At 61.1% G+C, this 16,527-nt stretch carries 13 protein-coding genes; 10 read left to right on the top strand and 3 right to left on the bottom strand.

Annotated features, from left to right (window positions below):
- Positions 1–3: 3 nt before the first annotated feature.
- Positions 4–912 carry a helix-turn-helix domain-containing protein gene (locus AC1RT4_RS04855; RefSeq protein ID WP_493083923.1) on the bottom strand — a complete coding sequence of 303 codons (909 nt, stop codon included), beginning with the start codon at positions 910–912 and terminating at the stop codon, positions 4–6.
- A 161-nt stretch (positions 913–1,073) separates the two neighbouring features.
- Here AC1RT4_RS04855 and AC1RT4_RS04850 point away from each other — a divergent pair, with 161 nt between their 5' ends.
- The 5 genes from AC1RT4_RS04850 to AC1RT4_RS04830 all read left to right on the top strand — a co-directional run bounded on the left by AC1RT4_RS04850 (position 1,074) and on the right by AC1RT4_RS04830 (position 7,246).
- Positions 1,074–2,432: a glutamine synthetase family protein gene (locus AC1RT4_RS04850; protein ID WP_493083921.1), complete on the top strand. Its 1,359-nt coding sequence runs from the start codon at positions 1,074–1,076 to the stop codon at positions 2,430–2,432.
- 90 nt (positions 2,433–2,522) lie between these two features.
- Positions 2,523–3,611 (top strand): polyamine ABC transporter substrate-binding protein, encoded by a 1,089-nt coding sequence (locus tag AC1RT4_RS04845; protein ID WP_007951305.1) that lies wholly within the window; start codon positions 2,523–2,525, stop codon positions 3,609–3,611.
- Positions 3,608–4,909 (top strand): NAD(P)/FAD-dependent oxidoreductase, encoded by a 1,302-nt coding sequence (locus tag AC1RT4_RS04840; protein ID WP_493083919.1) that lies wholly within the window; start codon positions 3,608–3,610, stop codon positions 4,907–4,909. Before AC1RT4_RS04845 ends, AC1RT4_RS04840 begins: the two co-directional genes overlap by 4 nt.
- Before the next feature lie 113 nt (positions 4,910–5,022).
- Positions 5,023–6,678 carry a PqiB family protein gene (locus AC1RT4_RS04835; RefSeq protein ID WP_273899523.1) on the top strand — a complete coding sequence of 552 codons (1,656 nt, stop codon included), beginning with the start codon at positions 5,023–5,025 and terminating at the stop codon, positions 6,676–6,678.
- Positions 6,679–6,694: 16 nt separating this feature from the next.
- Positions 6,695–7,246: a PqiC family protein gene (locus tag AC1RT4_RS04830; RefSeq protein WP_493083916.1), complete on the top strand. Its 552-nt coding sequence runs from the start codon at positions 6,695–6,697 to the stop codon at positions 7,244–7,246.
- On the opposite strand, the gene AC1RT4_RS04825 is transcribed toward AC1RT4_RS04830, so the two are convergent.
- Entirely contained in the window at positions 7,204–8,517 is a 1,314-nt protein-coding gene (locus AC1RT4_RS04825) for a sensor histidine kinase (RefSeq protein ID WP_493083914.1), read from the bottom strand. The genes AC1RT4_RS04830 and AC1RT4_RS04825 overlap by 43 nt on opposite strands.
- A 294-nt stretch (positions 8,518–8,811) precedes the next feature.
- Here AC1RT4_RS04825 and pmrG point away from each other — a divergent pair, with 294 nt between their 5' ends.
- From pmrG to AC1RT4_RS04800, 5 genes are all read left to right on the top strand, one after another.
- Positions 8,812–9,465 carry a lipopolysaccharide core heptose(II)-phosphate phosphatase PmrG gene (gene pmrG, locus AC1RT4_RS04820; protein ID WP_493084461.1) on the top strand — a complete coding sequence of 218 codons (654 nt, stop codon included), beginning with the start codon at positions 8,812–8,814 and terminating at the stop codon, positions 9,463–9,465.
- Between the two features lie 109 nt (positions 9,466–9,574).
- Positions 9,575–11,296, top strand: a complete 1,722-nt coding sequence (gene arnT / locus AC1RT4_RS04815; RefSeq protein WP_493083912.1) for a lipid IV(A) 4-amino-4-deoxy-L-arabinosyltransferase — start codon at positions 9,575–9,577, stop codon at positions 11,294–11,296.
- 279 nt (positions 11,297–11,575) lie between these two features.
- On the top strand, positions 11,576–12,589 hold the full coding sequence (locus tag AC1RT4_RS04810) for an iron ABC transporter substrate-binding protein (protein ID WP_493083910.1): 1,014 nt from the start codon (positions 11,576–11,578) through the stop codon (positions 12,587–12,589).
- A gap of 3 nt (positions 12,590–12,592) precedes the next feature.
- The gene (locus tag AC1RT4_RS04805) at positions 12,593–14,188 is read left to right on the top strand and encodes an ABC transporter permease (protein ID WP_493083907.1); all 1,596 of its coding nucleotides are present in this window, start codon (positions 12,593–12,595) and stop codon (positions 14,186–14,188) included.
- On the top strand, positions 14,185–15,237 hold the full coding sequence (locus AC1RT4_RS04800; RefSeq protein ID WP_493083905.1) for an ABC transporter ATP-binding protein: 1,053 nt from the start codon (positions 14,185–14,187) through the stop codon (positions 15,235–15,237). Before AC1RT4_RS04805 ends, AC1RT4_RS04800 begins: the two co-directional genes overlap by 4 nt.
- On the opposite strand, the gene AC1RT4_RS04795 is transcribed toward AC1RT4_RS04800, so the two are convergent.
- Positions 15,238–16,128 carry a site-specific integrase gene (locus tag AC1RT4_RS04795; protein WP_179695775.1) on the bottom strand — a complete coding sequence of 297 codons (891 nt, stop codon included), beginning with the start codon at positions 16,126–16,128 and terminating at the stop codon, positions 15,238–15,240.
- Positions 16,129–16,527 lie beyond the last annotated feature (399 nt).

Below are 16,527 nucleotides of genomic sequence, written 5' to 3'. Positions count from 1 at the left end.
CCGTCACAAGGACGCCGAGCGCTTCAATGTCTCGCTCGGCAACTCCTTGAACATCGCCCGGTAACTGCTTGAAAAACGACCCAAATGCCAGAACGACCAGTTCATCGCGACCTCCGCCACGGTGGTGTCTGCCGGTGAACGTTTGAGCAATTCCCGCCGCGCGCTGTTGAGCCGGCGCAAACGCAGCCAATGGCTCGGCGACATCCCGGTGTACGCCTTGAAGGTCTGTTGCAACTGGCGCAGGGAAACCCCGGCGACCCTCGACAGTTCCAGCAGATTGAGGGTTTCTTCCGGTGAATCCGCCGCCCACTCGCCCACGCGCTTGAGGGTGATTCGCTCTTCAGCGCGACGCTGTAAACCACCACCGTCCAGGCACACGCTCGCGTTGTCGAGGATGAACAGACAGTCCTCCAGCAACTGCTGGGTCAGTGCTTCTTTGCTTGGCTGATCAAGGGTTTGCGACAACTTCGTGAGAGTGGAACTTAACCAGCGACTGAACAATCCGTTCTGCGCGCCATTGAGCGGCGCCATGAACAGGCCTTCCAGCCTGGCCACGTCCAGGCCGTTGCGCCGGACGAAGTCCGGGCCGAACACCACGGCGATTTCCTGGTAGTTCTCCGGGGTGATCCAGATGTTGCGGCTCTCTTCATTGAGCAGATAGAGCGCGTTGTCGCTGCGATCGAAACAGAACGCCAGCGAGCCTTCCGGCGCGCTGAAATTCTGCTCGACCCGGGTGTTCATCTGTTCTTCGTAAACCTCCACACCCTGCAAATCCAGATAGCGGATCTGCCCGGCGAAATGCCCCGGCGACATCTGCTGGTAATGCTGAACCCAACCCGGCGTGGCGCGGATCTGTTCGGTGACATCGGCGGTGTTGAAAGCTTGAACCTGTAGCGGATTACACGTTGTCATGGGAGACCTTGCGCACTCTTTTGGTGCGCTTTGGTGCTGCTGAAAGTGGATAGATGGAACGTCAAGGCCCGCCCAAGATAGTCGTCAACGCGCCTCAGGGGAAGTCTGCGAAAGATGAAATCGCTTTCCCCCGCGTCAATAAAACCAACGACGAGGTCTTTATGAATGCCCCTTTCGATCAGCTGTTCACGTGGCTGAAAGATCACAAGATTACCGAAGTGGAATGCGTGGTCAGCGACCTGACCGGCATCGCCCGCGGCAAGATCGCACCGACCAACAAGTTCCTGCATGAGCGAGGCATGCGCCTGCCGGAAAGTGTGCTGCTGCAAACGGTAACCGGGGATTTTGTCGACGACGACATCTACTACGACCTGCTCGACCCGGCCGACATCGACATGGTCTGCAAGCCGGTGAGCGATGCGGTGTACGTGATCCCGTGGGCCATCGAGCCGACCGCGATCGTCATCCACGACACCTTCGACAAGTTCGGCAACCCGATCGAACTGTCGCCGCGCAACGTGCTGAAGAAAGTCCTGCAGCTGTATACCGACAAAGGCTGGAAGCCGATCGTGGCGCCGGAAATGGAGTTCTACCTGACCCAGCGTTGCGAAGACCCGGACTTGCCATTGAAGGCACCGCTGGGCCGTTCCGGTCGCGCCGAAAGCGGTCGTCAGTCGTTCTCCATCGACGCCGCCAACGAATTCGATCCGCTGTTCGAAGACGTCTACGACTGGTGCGAACTGCAAGGCCTGGACCTGGACACACTGATCCACGAAGACGGCCCGGCGCAGATGGAGATCAACTTCCGCCACGGCGACGCGCTGGATCTGGCCGACCAGATCACCGTGTTCAAACGCACCCTGCGTGAGGCGGCGCTCAAGCACAACGTGACCGCGACCTTCATGGCCAAGCCGATCGGCGATGAGCCCGGCAGCGCCATGCACCTGCACCAGAGCGTGGTCGAGATCGACAGCGGCCAGCCGATTTTCGCCAATGCCGACGGCAGTATGAGTGACCTGTTCCGCCATCACATCGGCGGCCTGCAGAAGTACATCCCGAAAGTGCTGCCGATGTTCGCGCCGAACGTGAACTCGTTCCGCCGCTTCCTGCCGGACACTTCGGCACCGGTCAACGTCGAATGGGGCGAAGAAAACCGCACCGTCGGCCTGCGGGTGCCGACCTCCGGGCCTGAGGCGATGCGGGTTGAAAACCGTCTGCCGGGCGCCGACGCCAACCCGTACCTGGCCATCGCCGCGAGCCTGCTGTGCGGCTACATCGGCATGGTCGAAGGCATCGAACCGAGCGCCGCCGTCGAAGGCCGCGCCTATGAGCGCCGCAACCTGCGCCTGCCGATCACGATCGAAGAAGCGCTGACCCAGATGGAAGAGTGCGACACCGTCGCCGGATACCTGGGCAGCAAGTTCGTGCGCGGCTACGTCGCGGTGAAACGCGCCGAGCATGAAAACTTCAAGCGCGTGATCAGTTCCTGGGAGCGGGAGTTCCTGTTGCTGAGCGTTTAAGCCTGAGACCTGATCGCTCCCGGACACTGTCCGGGAGCGATCCCTACCGACTTTACGAGCATAAAAAATCCAACTCGAAGAGGTGTCGATATGCGTCTGTTGAAATCCATGATCCCCGCCGCGCTGGCCCTGGCGTGCAGTGCCGGTGCCCTCGCCCAACCCCAGGTCAGCGTCTACAACTGGACCGATTACATTGGCGAAACCACCCTCGCCGACTTCCAGTCCTCCAGCGGGATCAAGGTGATCTACGACGTCTTCGACTCTAACGAAACCCTCGAAGGCAAACTGCTCGCCGGCCGCACCGGGTATGACGTGGTGGTACCGTCCAATCACTTCCTCGCCCGTCAGGTAAAGGCCGGTGCGTTCCTCAAGCTGGACCGCTCGCAACTGCCGAACTGGAAAAACCTCGACCCGAAACTGCTGGCCCTGCTTGAGAAAAACGATCCGGGCAACGAGCACTCGGTGCCGTACCTGTGGGGCACCAACGGCATCGGCTATAACGTCGACAAGGTCAAGCAAGTGCTGGGCATCGATCACATCGATTCCTGGGCCGTGTTGTTCGAACCGGAGAACCTGAAAAAACTCACCCAGTGCGGCGTGTCGATGATGGACTCGGCCGATGAAGTGTTCCCGGCCATCCTCAACTACATGGGCATGGACCCGCGCAGCGAGAAACCCGAAGACTACAAGAAGGCCGAAGAGAAACTGCTGAGCATCCGGCCGTACATCACCTATTTCCATTCCTCGAAATACGTGTCCGACCTGGCCAACGGCGACATCTGCGTGGCCTTCGGTTATTCCGGCGACGTGTTCCAGGCCGCCAACCGTGCCAAGGAAGCCAAGAACGGCGTGAACATCGCCTACTCGATTCCCAAGGAAGGCGCGAACCTGTGGTTCGACCTGCTGGCGATTCCCGCCGACGCCGGCAATACCAAGGAAGCCCACGCCTTCATCAATTACCTGCTCGATCCGCAAGTGATCGCCAAGGTCAGCGCCTCGGTCGGCTACGCCAACCCGAACCCGGCGGCCAAGCAATACATGGATCCGGAGCTGGTCAACAATCCCGAGGTCTATCCGTCCCAGGAAGTCCTCGACAAGCTCTACATCTCCTCTACCCCGCCCCAGTCGATCATGCGTCTGATGACCCGGTCCTGGAGCAAAGTGAAGTCGAACAAATGAATCAGTACACCCAGGAACACGCCCTCTCCTATTACGCCGCGTCGGCCCGGGCCAGCACACCTTATCCCGAACTGGCGGGTGACCTGATCGCCGATGTCTGCGTGATCGGTGGCGGTTTCACCGGCGTTAACACGGCCATTGAACTGGCGCAGCGCGGGCTTTCGGTAATTCTGCTCGAAGCCCGGCGCATCGGCTGGGGCGCCAGCGGGCGCAATGGCGGGCAACTGATTCGCGGGATCGGTCATGACGTCGAAGGTTTTGCCCGGCATGTCGGCAGCGAAGGCGTGCGCTACCTGCACCGGGCCGGGATCGACTCGGTGGAGCTGGTGCGCCAGCGCATCACTGACAACGCCATCGAATGCGACCTGCGCTGGGGTTTCTGTGAGCTGGCCAACACGCCGGCGCAGTTCGACGCCTTCAAGGCCGAGCAGGACAGCCTGGCGCAGCTGGGTTACCGCCATGAAACGCGGCTGGTCGCCCCCGAAGACATCCGCCGGCAAGTGGTGAACGCGGGTGTCTACAAGGGCGGCCTGATCGACATGGGCTCTGGGCACCTGCACCCATTGGATCTGGTGCAGGGCGAAGCGCGGCTGGCAGCCTCCCTCGGGGTGCGGATTTTCGAGCAGAGCCCGGTGCTGGAAATCGTCCACGGCCCAACCGTTCAGGTGCGCACCCAGAGCGGCACGGTGCGCGCCGGCAGTCTGGTGCTCGGCTGCAACGCGCACCTGGACGAACTCGAACAGCAACTCAGCGGCAAGGTACTGCCCGCCGGCAGTTACATCCTCGCCACCGAACCATTGTCGGCGGAACGCGCCGCCGAGCTGATTCCGCAGAACCTGGCACTGTGCGACCAGAAAGTCGGCCTCGATTACTACCGGCTCTCGGCGGACCGGCGCCTGCTGTTCGGCGGCGCCTGCCATTATTCGGGACGGGATCCGGCGGACATCGCCGCCTACATGCGACCGAAGATGCTCAAGGTCTTCCCGCAGCTGGCGGATGTGCGCATCGACTATCAGTGGGGCGGCAAGATCGGCATCACCGCCAACCGTTTCCCGCAGGTCGGCCGACTGAAGCAGCACCCGAACGTGTTCTATGCCCAGGGCTATTCCGGCCACGGTCTGAACGTCACCCACTGGTGCGCCAAACTGCTGGGCGAGGCGATTCATGCCGGTCACAGTCAGGGCATGGATGTGTTCAGCAATGTGCCGCACATGACCTTCCCCGGTGGCCCGGCGCTGCGTTCGCCACTGCTGGCACTGGGCATGTTCTGGTATCGCCTGCGGGAACTGCTGGGCTGACGCTTTGCGGTTAATGCGTCCTGCACATTTGCTCTATCGCGAAGCACTTCTATATTGATGAAGTGCTTTTGCGTTCCTGACGCTCAGTGCCCAACACACCCTGGAGGTCATGGATGGAGTCGTCAGCCGCCGATCAACCGCGAGCGCCCGGCCAGGCGCCGGTCAAGACCCGGCGTTTCAGCATTTCGCTGGTGTGGATCGTGCCGATCATCGCGGTGCTGGTGGGCATCTCGCTGGTGGTGCACAACCTGATGCAGGAAGGCCCCAGCATCATCGTCACCTTCAAGACCGGCAGCGGCCTGACCGCCAACAAGACCGAAGTCAAATACCGCAACGTGGTCATCGGCCAGGTCACGGACGTCGAGTTGAGCGACGATCAGAAAAGCGTCAACGCCACGATCAAACTGGCCAAGCAGGCCGAAACCTTCACCCGCGAAGATTCGCAGTTCTGGGTCGTGCGGCCGCGCATCGGTGCGGGCGGTGTCTCGGGCATCGACACACTGTTGTCCGGTGACTACATCGGCGCCGACATCGGTCAGTCCAACTCGCGCGCCAAACACTTCAAAGGCCTGGAAAACCCGCCGCCGATCACCTACGGCGAGCCGGGCAAACGCTTCAATCTGCACGCTTCGGACCTCGGTTCGCTGGACATCGGCTCGCCGGTCTATTACCGCAAGATCCCGGTGGGACAGGTGGTGGCCTACGCGCTGGACGCTGATGGCAAAGGGGTGAACATCGAAGTGTTCATCCATGCGCCCAACGACGCTTACGTCACCGAAAACACCCGGTTCTGGAACGCCAGCGGCATTGACGTCAACGTCGGCGCCAACGGTTTTGCGGTGAAAACCGAATCGTTGTCGACCTTGCTGGTGGGCGGCATTGCCTTCCGCGCGCCGGAGTACAGCCCCAACGACGTTGCCGCCGCCGAAGAAAGGACTTACGACCTGTTCGACGACCAGCAAACCGCCCTCGCCCCGCCCAACGGCAAGGCGCAGTACCTGAGCCTGCGTTTCGATCAGGCGTTGCGCGGGCTGAAAGTCGATGCGCCGGTTGAATTTCTCGGCATGGAAATCGGCCGGGTGGTCAGCATCAACCTCGATTTCGATGCGAAAAAACGCAGCTTCCCGCTCAACGTCGGCATCGTGATCTACCCGGCACGCCTCGGCCAGGCTCACGTGAAGATGCTCAAGGTGCTCAATCACAACCCGGATGACGAAGCCGCCGCCGTGCGTCTGATCGGCACCTTTATCGACAACGGCCTGCGCGCCCAGGCCCGCAGCGGCAACCTGCTGACCGGCCAGCTGTACATCGCGCTGGATTTCTACCCGAAAGCCGAGAAAGTCGCGTTTGACCCGACCGCCCGCCCGATCAGCATTCCGACCATTCCCGGCAGCCTCGAACAGTTGCAGGAAAAACTCGAAGCGATGATCGACAAGCTCAACAAGCTGCCGGTGGAACGGATTGCCGGCAACCTCGACAGCAACCTCGTGGAATTGCGCAAAGGCCTGACCCAGTTCAACGCCAAGACCCTGCCCGGCGTGCAGAACACCCTCGCCGACGTGAGCAAGACCTTGCAATCGGCCAGTTCGACCCTGGCCGAAGACTCGCCGCAACGCGAACAACTGACCGAGACCCTCGACGAACTCGGGCGCATGTCCCGTTCGTTGCGTGAGCTTTCCGATTATCTGGGCCGGCATCCGGAATCGTTGATTCGCGGCCGCCCCGACAACGCCGCGCCGCTGGACCTCAAAGGGCCGCCGCGCAATTGAGCACAGGAGCTGTCCCATGGCTTTAAAGCTGAAGTTCACCGTGCTCGCGATCGGCCTGCTGCTGGGCGCCTGCAGCAGCGCCCCGATCAGCTTTCACACCTTGACGCCGACGCAACCAATGGCCGGCCGCGCCGGTTCGGAAATCGCCATCGAAGGCATCAGCGTGCCGCCGCAGGTCGACCGGCCGCAGATCGTCATCCGCCAGGGCAACAGCGGCCTGGCGATCCTCGAGACCGAATGGTGGGGCGCAAGCCTCAGTGATGAATTGCGCAGCGCACTGGTGGATCAACTGAGTAATGCCGGCGGTACGCGCAAAACCTCGGTGCGCATCGATGTGCAACGCTTCGATTCGATTCCCGGGCAATACGGGCTGATCGACGTCAAATGGCGCCTGCGCCAGGCCAATGCCGGTGACGACGCCTTGCTCGCCTGCCGCTCGCTGCTGCAAACCCCGTCCGGGCCGACCATCGATGATCTGGTGGTGGCCCAGCAGAACAACGTCAAGCGCCTGGCTGCGTTGATCAGTCAGGCGGCGGGCACTTCGCGTGGCTGTCCACCGTCCTCTTGAGGGACCGGGCTCAGCGAGACGGCAAAACGACAACCGTTGGGCTCACGCGTGGTGAGCCGGACCCGCCAGTGCTCCCGGTTACAGATCCGCTGCACCAGTGACAACCCCAGTCCAAGCCCCTCTCCTCGACGCTCGTCACCGCGCACGAACGGCTGGAACATCGCTTGGCGCTGCTCCTCCGGAATGCCGATGCCGCTGTCTTCGACCACAAATCCGTTTTCCCCGACGCTAAGCCTGACAAAACCCTGATCGGTGTAGTGCCAGGCATTACGCAGCAGATTGCCCATCACGGACTGCAGGAAGGTCTGGTTGTAGCGAGCCGTGCCGGCCGGACTGATCTCGCAGAAAAAATCGAGACCTTTTTCGCGGATCAACCGCCCCCAGATTTCCCCCTGAACCCGCGCAACCTCCTCGAGCGTGACGCAAATGTCACCACCGGTATCCTCCTGCGAGCGGGCGAGCATGAGGAAAGTGTCCACCAACTGACGCATTTCATGGCTGGCCCGGGCGATGCGGTTGACCTGCGCGGCCGAGCGCACATCGAGCGACGGATTGGCGAGCAACAACTCGCAGGCACCGCCGAGCACCATCAACGGTGTACGAAGCTCATGACTCACATCGCTGGTGAAGAGTTTTTCGCGGCTCAGGGTATCGCGCAGCCGGCCCAGTGTCTGATCGAACGAGAGCGCCAGTTCCCCGACTTCGTCCGCCGCGTAGTCCGGATGCAGGGGCGGCGCGAGTACCAGTAATTGGTCGCGGTGACGAACCTGGCGTGCCAGGCGAATGACCGGGGCCATGACCCGTCGCGCCAGCAATCGACCCAGCACGATCGCCAGCAGAATGCTCAGGATGAAACCCACCGCAACCACGATGAACAACAAATGCTCACGCTGTTCGAGGCTTTCCTGGTCACGCAACAGCACGTATTTGCGTCCGCCCACCACCTCGACCATGGCAAAAAATCCGTCACCCTCGAACATGACCTCCTGAAACCCCGGCGACAGCGCCGCCAGTGACGGGACCAGCGCCATCGAACCCGGTCCGCCTTCGAAGAAAAACAGCTCGCTCTTTTCCGGCCGATGGCTCCAGCGAGCGATGTCATCCATCGCCAGCAAACGATGCAGACCGCCGCTCAAGGTGGTGGTCGTCAACCGGTGTTCAACCACATGCACGGTGGCAACGATTCCCAGCGCAAACACCCCGGCCACCAGCGCGCTCATCAAGGCGAATACGGTCACGATCCGTTTTGTCAGGCTCTGCTTGAGATCCATTCGTTTCAATGACTCCACAGCTGTTTTCGAACTGACCGAGTACAGGAAGCTTCAGGGCAATCGTCAACACTTGTTAAGCCCTGTTCAAAACAAAACAAGGATTTGAGTTTGTTTATCAATTGCTCGTTTAGTTGACCGATTTATCCGCTGGCAATTTTTTCACATGTTCTTCACTGCGCCCCGACGAGCACAAACGTAATGTTCAGGAAGTATTCAAGTAACCAACTCTGCCGGTTGATTAAATCGCCGGCCATTCCTGTCGGTGAATTCAAGGGGCAAGTTGTGGAAGTACAAATGCAATTGACTGCCGCCGGTAAACAACGCCGCAGGTCCCGACCTGGAAAACTGCTGACAATGCTCGGTTCAGCACTGGTGGTCGTTCTGGTCAGTGGCTTCGTCTGGTGGCCGCGCTCGCCTGTCGATCTGGGGCACGCCGGCAAAACCGCCAGGGCCGAATGGGCGCAGGCCTGGCAGGCCGGCGAAGTCGTGGCGCTGGTACGCCACACCGAGCGTTGTGACCGTTCAGACAACGCCTGCCTGGGCCCGGCCGACGGCATCACCCGCGTGGGCACGGCTGCAGCGGCCAAGGTCGGTCAGGGTTTCGTGACCCTGGGCATGCAGCATGCACAGGTGCTCAGCAGCCCGTTGACTCGTACCACGCAAACGGCGCACTTCATGTTTGGCCAGGACGCCGACACCCAGGACTGGCTGGCGACCTGCGGCCCCACCCTGCGCGACGAGGTGGTGGCGCATCATAAAGTTGCACAACGCAATCTGGTACTGGTCACTCACAGCGGCTGCATCAGCGACTTTGAAAAGCAGACCGGATTCCCTCACGCGGCCAGCGCTGAATATGGCAGTACATTGTTTGTGCGTATCAATGAAAAGAAACAACTAAAAGTATTGGGCGTCATGAATACCGATGCATGGACGCCATCAACTGAATAATCCCTGAACCCAACTCTATTGAAGCCCGGAAACTTCGGTTTTTTTGTAAGTGGTCGTGCACTTTCTGACCCGCAGAAATAAACACTTTCGTCTTTACCAGGATCAAGTCATGACGACTGAACATAATCCGTTGCGACACGCTGCCCGTGATTTCCCCCCGCCCCGACAAACCACCCCTTTCGAACGCTGGGCCATTCCCGGCCTGATCCTCGCCTTCGTCGTGTTTTACCTGCTGCCATTGATGACTCACGGCCTGTGGATTCCCGATGAAACCCGCTACGGCCAGATCAGCCAGGAGATGTTGCTGAGCGGCAATTGGGTCGCCCCGCATTTCATGGGCATCCGCTACTTTGAAAAGCCGATCGCCGGGTACTGGATGATTGCGCTCGGCCAGGCGATTTTCGGTGACAACCTGTTTGGCGTACGCATCGCTTCGGCCCTGAGTACCGGGGCCAGTGTCTGGCTGGCCTACCTGTTGGCGCGCAGGTTATGGAGCAACCCGCGAATCAGCGTCGCCAGTGCCCTGCTGTTCATGAGTTTCGGTTTGATTGCCGGTCAGGCCGGGTATGCCAACCTCGACCCGCAATTCACTTTGTGGGTCAACCTGAGTCTGGTGGCCCTGTGGTTTGCCATCGACAGTCGTACACCTCGTGCCCGGCTGGGCAGTTGGGCGCTGTTGGGTGTGGCGTGCGGCATGGGCCTGATGACCAAGGGCTTTCTGGCACTGCTGCTGCCGGTGCTGATCGCCCTGCCCTACATGATCTGGCAACGCCGCTTCGGCGAACTGTTGCGGTACGGGCCGTTGGCCGTGTTGGTCTGCGCTCTGGTCAGTCTGCCGTGGGTGCTGGCCATTCATTACCGGGAACCGGACTTCTGGCGGTTCTTCTTCTGGCATGAACACATCCGCCGCTTTGCGGCCGGTGATGATGCCCAGCATGCGCGTCCATGGTGGTTCTATCTGCCGTTGCTGGTGGCTGCCAGTCTGCCGTGGGCCGTGTTGCTGCCTTCCACGTTCATCCGCACCTGGCGCAAGAGGCGCGAGGCAAAAACTGCCTACCTGGCCTTGTGGTTCTTGTTGCCTCTGGCCTTTTTCAGCCTGAGCAGCGGCAAACTGCCGACCTACATCATGCCGTGCCTGCTGCCGCTCGCCCTGTTGATGGGCCACACCGTGGTGAACTGGCTGGATCAACGCAGCGCCCGTGTGCTGCGCCTGAACGGTGTGATCAACACCGCATTGGCCAGCGTTGCCTTGGTGGCCCTGCTCTATTTGCAGACAACAAAGGAAATCTACGAAAACACCGAGATGTTCAGCCTCTCGCTGGCCTTTATCGTGCTGGTCGGCTGGATCATCGCCAATGCCCTGCAAGTGCTGCGGCCATTGACGTTGTGGGCGACGCCGGCGCTGGGCATCGGCCTGCTCGTGGCGCTGTTGCCTGCTGCCATGCCGGCGCAAATCGTCGATAGCAAGATGCCTGACCAGTTCATTGCCGAACATCAGCCAGAGCTCGAGGGGACGCGCTCTTTGCTGAGCAACGACCTCGGCGCGGCCTCGGCACTGTCCTGGCGACTGAAACGGCCGCAAGTCGATCTGTTCAACACCGAGGGTGAATTGAAATATGGCCTCGAAGACCCGGCCATGGCGGCGCGCAAAGTCAGCCTTGAAAGCGTCAGCCAATGGATGACCGACGCTCGTCGCAAAGGCTCGGTGGGCGTGGTCATGCGCATCAACAGCACGCTTGAAGAACAGGAAGTCGAACTGCTGCCGATAGACGGCAAGCATTATCGGCGTGGCAATCTGCAGATTTTCATCTTCCCCCAGAGCCAGCCCTGACCGCAGCGCCCTGCTGCCGGGCCCGTTCAACCGCCACGCGACGGTAAATGCGTGGCGTACCTCCCTCAAAACTTCAGAAAAACAACGCCGGGCATTGCCCGGCGTCCTCGCCAAGTGACTGCTAACCTGAATGGCAATGACATGTATTAACGGTTTGTTTGACGTTTTTTTCTCATTTGCCTCTCTACATTGCCAGCCAGCCAACATATGCAAATCATTCGCATTGAAACGCCCGCGAATGCTTGCCCATAACGTCTAAAAAACAGGAGCTGCCCCGTCATGAGTCCATCCGTTCCGTCCTTTCTGAAACAGGCCGCGCTGGCGACTGCGCTGCTCGCTGCCGGGCAGGCGTTTGCCGCCGATTCCGTTGGCCTGGTGGTCTACAACGCCCAGCACGAAACCCTGACCAAGGCCTGGGTCGCCGGCTTCACCGAGGAAACCGGGATTCCGGTCACGGTGCGCAACGGCGATGACACGGAAATGGGCAATCAGATCGTGCAGGAAGGCGCGGCGTCGCCGGCGGATGTGTTCCTGACGGAAAACTCCCCGGCCATGGTGCTGGTGGACAACGCCAAGCTGTTCGCGCCCGTGGCCCCGGCGACTCTTGAGCAAGTCGATGCGGCGTATCGCCCAGCCCACGGCCAATGGGTCGGCATCGCCGCGCGCTCCACGGTGTTCGTCTACAACCCGGCCAAACTGCCGGAAAAAGACCTGCCAAAATCCCTGATGGATCTCGCGAACCCGGCCTGGAAAGGTCGCTGGGCCGCGTCGCCGGCCGGTGCGGACTTCCAGGCCATCGTCGCCGCCGTGCTGGAACAGAAAGGCGAAGCCGCCACCCTCAAATGGCTCAAGGGCATGAAAGCCAATTTCACCGCCTACCGTGGCAACAGCTCGGTGCTCAAAGCGGTGAACGCCGGGCAAGTCGACAGTGGCGTGATCTACCACTATTACGCGTTCGTCGATCAGGCCAAGACCGGTGAAAACAGCAAGAACACCGCCCTGCACTACTTCAAGCATCAGGATCCGGGGGCGTTCGTGAGTATTTCCGGCGGTGGCGTGCTGGCTTCCAGCAAACACCAGGAGGACGCGCAGAAATTCCTCCAGTACATCACCGGCAAGCAAGGCCAGGAAGTGCTCCGCACCGGCAAATCCTTTGAATACGCGGTGGGCAAGGACGCCGGCTCCAACCCCAAACTGGTGCCGTTGAAGGATCTGGACGCGCCGAAAGTCGATGCATCGAAGCTCGACAGCAAGAAAGCCGTCGAACTGATGACCCAGGCAGGACTGCTGTAATTGATGCCTGAACCGCTGCCTGCGGAGATCGCTGCGGCGCCCTCCGCCCATTTGTCACGCCGGACCCGCGCCCTCAATGGGCGCGGGAGTCCGTGGGTGGTCGTGCTGGCCATCGCGGTGTCGCTGCTGTCGTTGGTGCCGATCGGTTTTGTGATCGGGGTGTCGTGGTACACCGGCTGGGCGACCATCGAAGCGCTGGTCTTCCGTCCTCGGGTCGCCGAGCTGCTGATTAATACCGTGCTGCTGGTGCTGATCACGCTGCCGATCTGCATCGTGCTCGGCACCACTCTGGCCTGGCTGACCGAGCGCACCGACCTGCCGGGGCGAAGGTTGTGGTCACTGCTGGCGGTCGCGCCGCTGGCGGTGCCGGCGTTCGTGCACAGCTACGCGTGGGTCAGTCTGATTCCGTCGATCAATGGATTGCCGGCCGGGGTGCTGGTGTCGGTGATCGCCTATTTCCCGTTCCTCTATCTGCCGATCGCGGCGACGTTGCGTCGTCTCGATCCGGCGATTGAAGACGTCGCCGAATCCCTCGGCCTCAAGCCATGGGCAGTGTTTTTCCGGGTGGTGTTGCCGCAACTACGGCTGGCGATCTGCGGCGGTGCGTTGCTGGTCGGCCTGCATTTGCTGGCGGAATATGGCCTGTACGCAATGATCCGCTTCGACACCTTCACCACGGCGATCTTCGACCAGTTCAAATCGACCTTCAACGGCCCCGCCGCCAACATGCTCGCCAGCGTTCTGGCGCTGTGTTGCCTGGCCATGCTGGTGGTGGAATCCGGCGCCCGTGGTCATGCGCGGTACGCCCGTGTCGGCTCCGGCAGCGCTCGCGAACAACGCACCGTGCGCCTGCACAGACGCACCGCCGCGCTGGGCTTGTGCCTGCAAGGGCTGACATGCCTGCTGGCGCTCGGCGTGCCGTTGCTGACCCTCGGCAAATGGCTGATCGCCGGCGGTGCCGAGGTCTGGCAAGGCAACGAATTGCTGCCGGCGTTGCTGCAGACACTGTCGTTCGGCGTGGCCGGCGCGCTGTTGACCAGCCTCGCGGCGATCCCGATTGCCTGGCTGTCGATCCGCGCTCCCGGCAAGCTGCAACGCCTGCTCGAAGGCTGCAACTACATCACCAGCGCACTGCCGGGCATCGTCGTGGCGCTGGCGCTGGTGACCGTGACCATCCACTTCGCCCGACCGATCTACCAGACCACGATCACCGTGCTGCTGGCCTACCTGCTGATGTTTCTGCCCCGGGCGCTGGTCAGCCTGCGCGCAGGATTCGCACAGGCGCCGGTGGAGCTGGAAAACATCGCGCAAAGCCTGGGCCGCTCACCGTTGCGCGCCCTGTGGCTGATCACCTTGCGTCTGGCGGCGCCCGGTGCGGCGGCGGGTGCGGCGCTGGTGTTTCTGGCGATCACCAATGAACTGACCGCGACCCTGCTGCTCGCGCCCAACGGCACGCGCACCCTGGCCACCGGTTTCTGGGCCATGACCAGCGAAATCGACTACACAGCCGCAGCGCCTTATGCGCTGCTGATGGTGCTGCTGTCGCTGCCGCTCACGGCCATCCTCTATCACCAATCCAGGCGCAGTGCCGGCCGATGAACGCTCTCGACATCATTTCCTTAAGCAAATCCTTTGGCGCGCAAACGGCGCTGGACAACATCTGCCTGTCCGTTCCGACCGGCAGCCGCACGGTGATTGTCGGCCCGTCCGGCTCCGGCAAGACCACGCTGTTGCGGATGATCGCCGGGTTCGAATTCCCCGACGCCGGCAGCCTGACGCTGAACGGCCAGACCTTGGTCGACAGCACCCACGCCGTGCCCGCCTATCAACGGCAAATCGGTTACGTGCCGCAGGACGGCGCGCTGTTCCCGCACATGACCGTGGCCGACAACATCGGCTTCGGGCTGGCGGAAACCGGCAGCACCCGAACCGAGCGCATTCAGGCGCTGATGGACAGCGTCGCCCTGAACGCCGACATGGCCGCGCGCTGGCCTCACGAATTGTCCGGCGGCCAACAGCAGCGGGTGTCCCTCGCCCGGGCACTGGCCCAGCGGCCACGCCTGATGCTGCTCGACGAGCCCTTTTCCGCCCTCGACACCGGCCTGCGCGGCGCCATGCGCAAAATGGTCGCGCGCCTGCTGGAGGATGCCGGCGTGACCACGATTCTGGTGACCCACGATCAGGGCGAAGCCCTGTCGTTCGCCGACCAGTTGGCCGTCATGCGTGACGGTCGGCTGGTGCAGTCGGGGCATCCGATGGATCTTTATCGCTATCCCGATGACGAGCAGACCGCGCGTTTTCTCGGCGAAGCCGTGGTCATGCCTGCCCGGATCGAAGCCGGTTGGGCCCATTGCGATCTGGGTCGGGTGGCAGTCAACACCAACGGCTTTTCCGGCGCCGCGCAGATCATGCTGCGGCCCGAACAGCTGCAACTGTCGGACATCCCCGCCGACCCGGAAGGCTGCCACGCGGTGGTCACTGATCGGGACTTTGGCGGCAACGTCTGCACGCTGACCGTGGAACTTCGCTCCCAGGCCAGCCCCGGCCGCTCACTGCTGGTACGCAGCTCCGGCATGCACGCGCCACCGGCCGGCAGCGCCGTGCAACTGTCAATTTTGGGAGCGGCCCACGTCTTCGAGACAACCTGACTACAGGTCGAAGCGATCCACCGCACGGCGTCGCTCGTTGTCGTCGCGCACGTCGTAGTTGGCAGTCGTCTGGATATTGCTGTGGTGGGCCAGCTTCTGGGCGATCGACAGGTCATGCTCTTCGATCACCCGGGTGATGAACGAGCGCCGGAAATCATGGGGCATGATCTTCACCCCGACCTGGGTGCCGCGCTGGCGGGCGATGTAATAGATCGCATGCTTGGTGATGCGCTCGCGGGTGATGTGGCTGCCACGGCGAATACGGTTGAACAGAAACGCGTCGTCGCTCTCGCCTTCCTTGAGCTCTGACCGGCGAAACTCCAGCCAGGCATTCAGTTTGGCGAACGCCCAGGCCGGCGCGTATTTGATCAGTTGTTTATTGCCCTTGGCGGTGACGCACAGACTGCGCTCTGTAAAGTCGACCTGATTCAAGTCCAGATCCACCGACTCCGACTTGCGCATGCCGGTGCCGTACAACAGCGCAATCACCGCAGCATCGCGCAAACCCTGTGGTCGCGGATCGGCCGCGCAGACTTCCATCAATTCATGAATCAGCGTGCGCTTCAGATTGCGCCCCTGAGACAGTCGCGTGCCGGCAATGCCTTTGACCGAGCGCATCTTCAATAGATGTTCCTGGCTGATAAGACTCATGCGCCAGGCTTCATTCATCACACCGCGAATTGCGTTTACATAAAGCGAAGACGTATTCGGCGCGTAATTGTCGGCGCGCAATGCGGCGACTAACGCAACGACATCTTCCGGTTGCAGCGCATGCCAGGGAATGTCTTCGACGTTCATGTCTTCGAAACCGAGACGGTCGGCGGCATCTTGTAGAACGTAACGCATGGTGAGCTGGCTGGAGGGAGCCAGACGCGCCAGATACACGGTCATCGGGTTGGTTTTCAGGGTGTCGGGGGATGCAACGGGTAAGTCAATCAAACGTCGGGCCTTGAGTAAAAGCAGTTCAACACAGCAACTAACAACTGCAACATTCTTAATATAAGGGGAACACTTCCGTAGGACTTTTCTACTAAAAACCGCGATAAACGGTAGAAGTCTGAACAGTGGCTGTATGGGTTTCAGATAAACGATTCGCCGACCGGTTTTTCATGTTCCTTTCACAAAAACGGGCATAACCTTAATTCCACTGAGTCCTGTGCCGGCACTGCCCAAGCTGCCGGGCAATGCCTGAAAAGTCAACCGAACCCGACGTTATGTCGTCTTGGCAACTTATTGATGCAAAGGATTTTTTCGCGTCTACGCTTTGATTGGATCCAATTACTCAATGGA

It is taken from the genome of Pseudomonas sp. GW821-FHT11D10 (assembly GCF_058808435.1).
Note: the sequence above shows the minus strand (reverse complement) of the source record. Positions and strands in the feature narration are given on the sequence as shown.

What these genes read in the sequence shown, in the direction of transcription:
- AC1RT4_RS04855 (WP_493083923.1), bottom strand. Translation starts at nt 912, where the DNA reads ATGACAACGTGTAATCCGCTACAGGTTCAAGCTTTCAACACCGCCGAT.
- AC1RT4_RS04850 (WP_493083921.1), top strand. Translation starts at nt 1,074, where the DNA reads ATGAATGCCCCTTTCGATCAGCTGTTCACGTGGCTGAAAGATCACAAG.
- AC1RT4_RS04845 (WP_007951305.1), top strand. Translation starts at nt 2,523, where the DNA reads ATGCGTCTGTTGAAATCCATGATCCCCGCCGCGCTGGCCCTGGCGTGC.
- AC1RT4_RS04840 (WP_493083919.1), top strand. Translation starts at nt 3,608, where the DNA reads ATGAATCAGTACACCCAGGAACACGCCCTCTCCTATTACGCCGCGTCG.
- AC1RT4_RS04835 (WP_273899523.1), top strand. Translation starts at nt 5,023, where the DNA reads ATGGAGTCGTCAGCCGCCGATCAACCGCGAGCGCCCGGCCAGGCGCCG.
- AC1RT4_RS04830 (WP_493083916.1), top strand. Translation starts at nt 6,695, where the DNA reads ATGGCTTTAAAGCTGAAGTTCACCGTGCTCGCGATCGGCCTGCTGCTG.
- AC1RT4_RS04825 (WP_493083914.1), bottom strand. Translation starts at nt 8,517, where the DNA reads ATGGATCTCAAGCAGAGCCTGACAAAACGGATCGTGACCGTATTCGCC.
- pmrG (WP_493084461.1), top strand. Translation starts at nt 8,812, where the DNA reads ATGCAATTGACTGCCGCCGGTAAACAACGCCGCAGGTCCCGACCTGGA.
- arnT (WP_493083912.1), top strand. Translation starts at nt 9,575, where the DNA reads ATGACGACTGAACATAATCCGTTGCGACACGCTGCCCGTGATTTCCCC.
- AC1RT4_RS04810 (WP_493083910.1), top strand. Translation starts at nt 11,576, where the DNA reads ATGAGTCCATCCGTTCCGTCCTTTCTGAAACAGGCCGCGCTGGCGACT.
- AC1RT4_RS04805 (WP_493083907.1), top strand. Translation starts at nt 12,593, where the DNA reads ATGCCTGAACCGCTGCCTGCGGAGATCGCTGCGGCGCCCTCCGCCCAT.
- AC1RT4_RS04800 (WP_493083905.1), top strand. Translation starts at nt 14,185, where the DNA reads ATGAACGCTCTCGACATCATTTCCTTAAGCAAATCCTTTGGCGCGCAA.
- AC1RT4_RS04795 (WP_179695775.1), bottom strand. Translation starts at nt 16,128, where the DNA reads ATGACCGTGTATCTGGCGCGTCTGGCTCCCTCCAGCCAGCTCACCATG.